Here is a 3,565-nt window from a genome sequence, read left to right as displayed (position 1 = left end):
AGAGCAGAGTCCATCCACAGGCTCTTTCGTCCTTTGACGGGATGATTCTCCAGCCAGTCGAGCACATCTACAAAAGTCGGAAATGTCTTGTTGGTGCCTTTGTAGACGCCAGATGCCTTATAAACCGCATGAATCGCTTCCTGAAGCAGATACATGACCCCTTCTCCTAAGAAATAGGCATGGGCAATGATTTCAATCAGTTTCTTCAGCCAGCGGCGGATAATTAATGCAAGAAAATAGCAATTGCCCCCGCCACTTGCTATCGCCCTCACTGATATGGTTAAAATAATACATCGTCGCACTCGTTCGGCGAAAGCCCTCACACCCCCTGTGGCCGCGAGGCGCAGATACTCGCGAAAGAGCTTTTTAGTTCTCCAAAAGTTTTGCTTCGCATAAGATACTTGAAACAGTATCGACGTTCTGCGAAAACTTCGTCTATCGCTCGCAACTGCGGCTCGCTATTTAATGAAACATCTTGATTTTTGTTTCATTATTTTCTATATTTTCAGCAAACGCTGAAATATGATGAATGAGTGAAACCATGCTGAGCCAAACTGAAATCATAAGTAAAATACAGAACCTCTCACAACAAATCTTTAACGAAACTGGTTTTCTGAGCATCGTTGAAACAGTTAAAGATGCTGTCCTCAATCAAGCGGGCGAACGAGATTCTCAACCAGACCTTGTCATGCGAGTGAAGACAAAGACCGGCAAGCTGTTCACGGTGTTTGTTGAAGTAAAATCCGTAGGCCAGCCACGTTATGTGCGGATGGCCGCAAGCCAATTGAAAGAAATTCTTCCGAAGGAAAAGAATGTCTATGGCGTTATCGGTGCAACTTTTCTATCCGATGAATCCAAAAACATCTGCATAAAAGAGGGCCTGGGCTACTTAGACCTGGCAGGAAACTGCCGGTTTCAATTCAATGGTGTCTACATTCAGATCGAGGGCAGACCCAATCCATATCCGGCGACACGACCGCTTAAATCTCTGTTTTCGCCTAAATCTACCCGCGCTTTGCGAGTACTCCTGCAGAACCCGAAGAAGTCATGGCAAGTCATAGAACTGGCCCGGGAAGCTAAACTGAGTCTGGGACAAACCTCCAACATTAAAAAACGTTTATTGGAGTTCGAGTGGATTGAGGAAACAGAGGACGCAAAATTTCAATTGCGTGCCCCGGAAGTGCTGTTAAATAACTGGTCTGAAAATTATAGTTATCGGAAGAACAAAACACTTTCCTTTTATGCGCTGGACAACCAACAGGATTTTGAGAAACGCCTCACCGATTTCTTAGGTCAAAGTGACATCCGATACGCGTTTGCTCTCACGTCCGGGGCAGCGCGCGTGGCACCTTTTTTGCGTTCGAATCGGATATTTGCCTACATCGAAAAAAATATTGAAGATGTGGCGCGAGAGCTTGATCTGAAAACCGTTTCTTCGGGAGCCAATGTGGTTTTCCTCGAGCCGTATGACGAGGGCGTATTTTATGGCTGTCAGAAAATCAACGGTGAGAAGGTTGTTTCAGATATCCAGCTTTATCTGGATTTGAAGAGTTACAAGGAACGCGGTGAAGAGGCGGCCGATTTTATCTTAAATGAGAGATTGCGAAAACAATGGTAACCCGACTGGATTATAATAAGGAAGCAGTAGACGCTTGTTTCTCGGTGATGCTCGAGGTCATGAATGTACTGGGTGAATTTTGCAACCACATTGTTGTGATTGGAGGTTGGGTCCCGTATTTCCTTATTGGTGATAAGAAGGCTGAACATACGGGCAGCCTCGATATTGATTTGGCTCTGGACTTTCAAAAAATCTCTTCAGCCACTTACGCCACAATATTACAGCGCCTGAAAGAAAGAGCGTACGAGCAAGGTGTACAGCCCTTTATTTTTTATCGAAATATCAAAACAACCTCTGGCAGAGAGATTAAAGTTCAGGTGGACTTGCTTTCAGGCGAATACGGCGGAACCGGTCGCAGTCACCGAACCCAACGGGTTCAGGATGTACTTGCCAGAAAAGCCAGGGGCGCCGATCTGGTTTTTAAGGATTATACGAAGGTCAAAATAAAGGGTCAATTACCCGACGGTTCCGAAGATGAAGTGACCATAAGGATTGCCAATGTTGTACCCTTTCTGGTGATGAAAGGAATGGCTCTTTGGGAAACCTACAAAGAAAAACATGCTTATGACATTTACTTTATCCTTAAGAACTATCCGGGCGGAATTCCGGCCCTGACAAAAATTTTCAAGAGTCATTCAAAAAACAAATTGGTTAAAGAAGGCCTGAGTAAAATTCGCAAGAGATTCGAAAAAATCAACTCCCCGGGGCCGGTGTGGGTGACCACTTTTGAAGAGATCGATGATGCCGAGGACAGAGACCTGCTACAGCGGGATGCGTTTGAGAGAGTGGCAGCTTTGCTGGATGGCTTAAAAATTTTGGCGTTTGAGGAATAACATCTAACCTGGTTTCCCTTTTAGCTGAGATATACCTATACCTAAGTAGCCAAAGTAAGATTATTCTTGTTTTCGGACCGTTTCAGCCTCCTCCTCCGACTTGATTATTATATTTTTGTAGGAAAGTCGGGGTGCGGGTCTTCCACGGACTCCAGACGCTTCCTTCCCGATTTCATCATTATAAATACCAAAGGAAAGTCGGGACGGGGATCGTCTTCCGTAACCTTTTCTACCACAACTCCCTAACACCTAACCCCTGAAACGCTCCCAGACTAAAAGTTTTATTCCCTTCAACTCACCCTCACCCTCAAACAATAAAATTTTTAGACTGCTCGCTCAGAAACAAAAAAGACTTTTCGAGCAGAGCAGATACTCAGATCCGGAACCCCGAAAACCTTCCCCAAATCCACCAATTTCCTGACTTCGCAACTGCTCTGCACGAAACTTAAAAAAGCACCCACCCCATAGGGTTTCAGAAGGTCATGGCGACAAAATAACTCTTTGGTTTGGAGCTCAGATCATGCCAACCGTTCTAATTATTGAGCCAGAACCTCAATTTCGTGACGCCTGCAAGTCGGCGCTGCGTCAGGCGGGCTTTCGGGCCATCGCTAAACCTGGTATTGTGGATGGCCTTCAAGTGCTGGACGGGCTTCGGCCAGACCTGATAGTTTGGGACCTCCATCCCAAAAAGATAATCGAGAAGAAGGCGCTTTCAGTCCTGCGTGAGAAATATGGGGATATTCCCTTAATCCTCACTGTGCCGGATAAAGAACTATACGACGATCTGTCTAAAATGGCCGAAGCTGTTCTGGTAAAGTCAAATGAAATGGACGATCTACTGGCAAAAATAGTAGACTTTTGCAAAGATCAAGTGCCAAGCAAAAGGGAGTCATGGATGCCTAAGACAGTGACTCAATAGAACTTTGGAGAGGATGAATGGAAGTTTCTTACACCAATGAGTACTAATCTAACAATGAATCAAACGGTATAACCATCTTCAAAAGGACCACTACCTGAGGTAGTAGTTTAATCAAGACAATTAAACACGCAACCTAAGTGCGAGTCAATAGAAAACTTCGAACAACTTGTTGAAGAAGTTATTGAGGAGCTTCCA

At 44.9% G+C, this 3,565-nt stretch carries 4 protein-coding genes; 3 read left to right on the top strand and 1 reads right to left on the bottom strand.

The window, feature by feature from the left end; genetic code table 11:
* Positions 1 to 272, bottom strand: a 272-nt coding sequence (locus IH879_21560) for a hypothetical protein (GenBank protein MCH7677515.1), incomplete at its 3' end; no start/stop codon positions are given.
* Positions 273 to 541: 269 nt separating this feature from the next.
* On the opposite strand from IH879_21560, the gene IH879_21555 reads away from it, so the two are divergent.
* The 3 genes from IH879_21555 to IH879_21545 all read left to right on the top strand — a co-directional run bounded on the left by IH879_21555 (position 542) and on the right by IH879_21545 (position 3,370).
* Positions 542 to 1,618 (top strand): hypothetical protein, encoded by a 1,077-nt coding sequence (locus tag IH879_21555; protein ID MCH7677514.1) that lies wholly within the window; start codon positions 542 to 544, stop codon positions 1,616 to 1,618.
* Positions 1,612 to 2,451: a hypothetical protein gene (locus tag IH879_21550; GenBank protein MCH7677513.1), complete on the top strand. Its 840-nt coding sequence runs from the start codon at positions 1,612 to 1,614 to the stop codon at positions 2,449 to 2,451. Before IH879_21555 ends, IH879_21550 begins: the two co-directional genes overlap by 7 nt.
* Before the next feature lie 520 nt (positions 2,452 to 2,971).
* Positions 2,972 to 3,370: a hypothetical protein gene (locus IH879_21545; protein ID MCH7677512.1), complete on the top strand. Its 399-nt coding sequence runs from the start codon at positions 2,972 to 2,974 to the stop codon at positions 3,368 to 3,370.
* Positions 3,371 to 3,565 lie beyond the last annotated feature (195 nt).

The organism is candidate division KSB1 bacterium, assembly GCA_022562085.1.
Taxonomy (GTDB): Bacteria; Zhuqueibacterota; Zhuqueibacteria; order Oceanimicrobiales; family Oceanimicrobiaceae; genus Oceanimicrobium.
The sequence above is the reverse complement of the archived record's forward strand: the minus strand, read 5'-3'. Positions and strand labels throughout refer to the sequence as shown.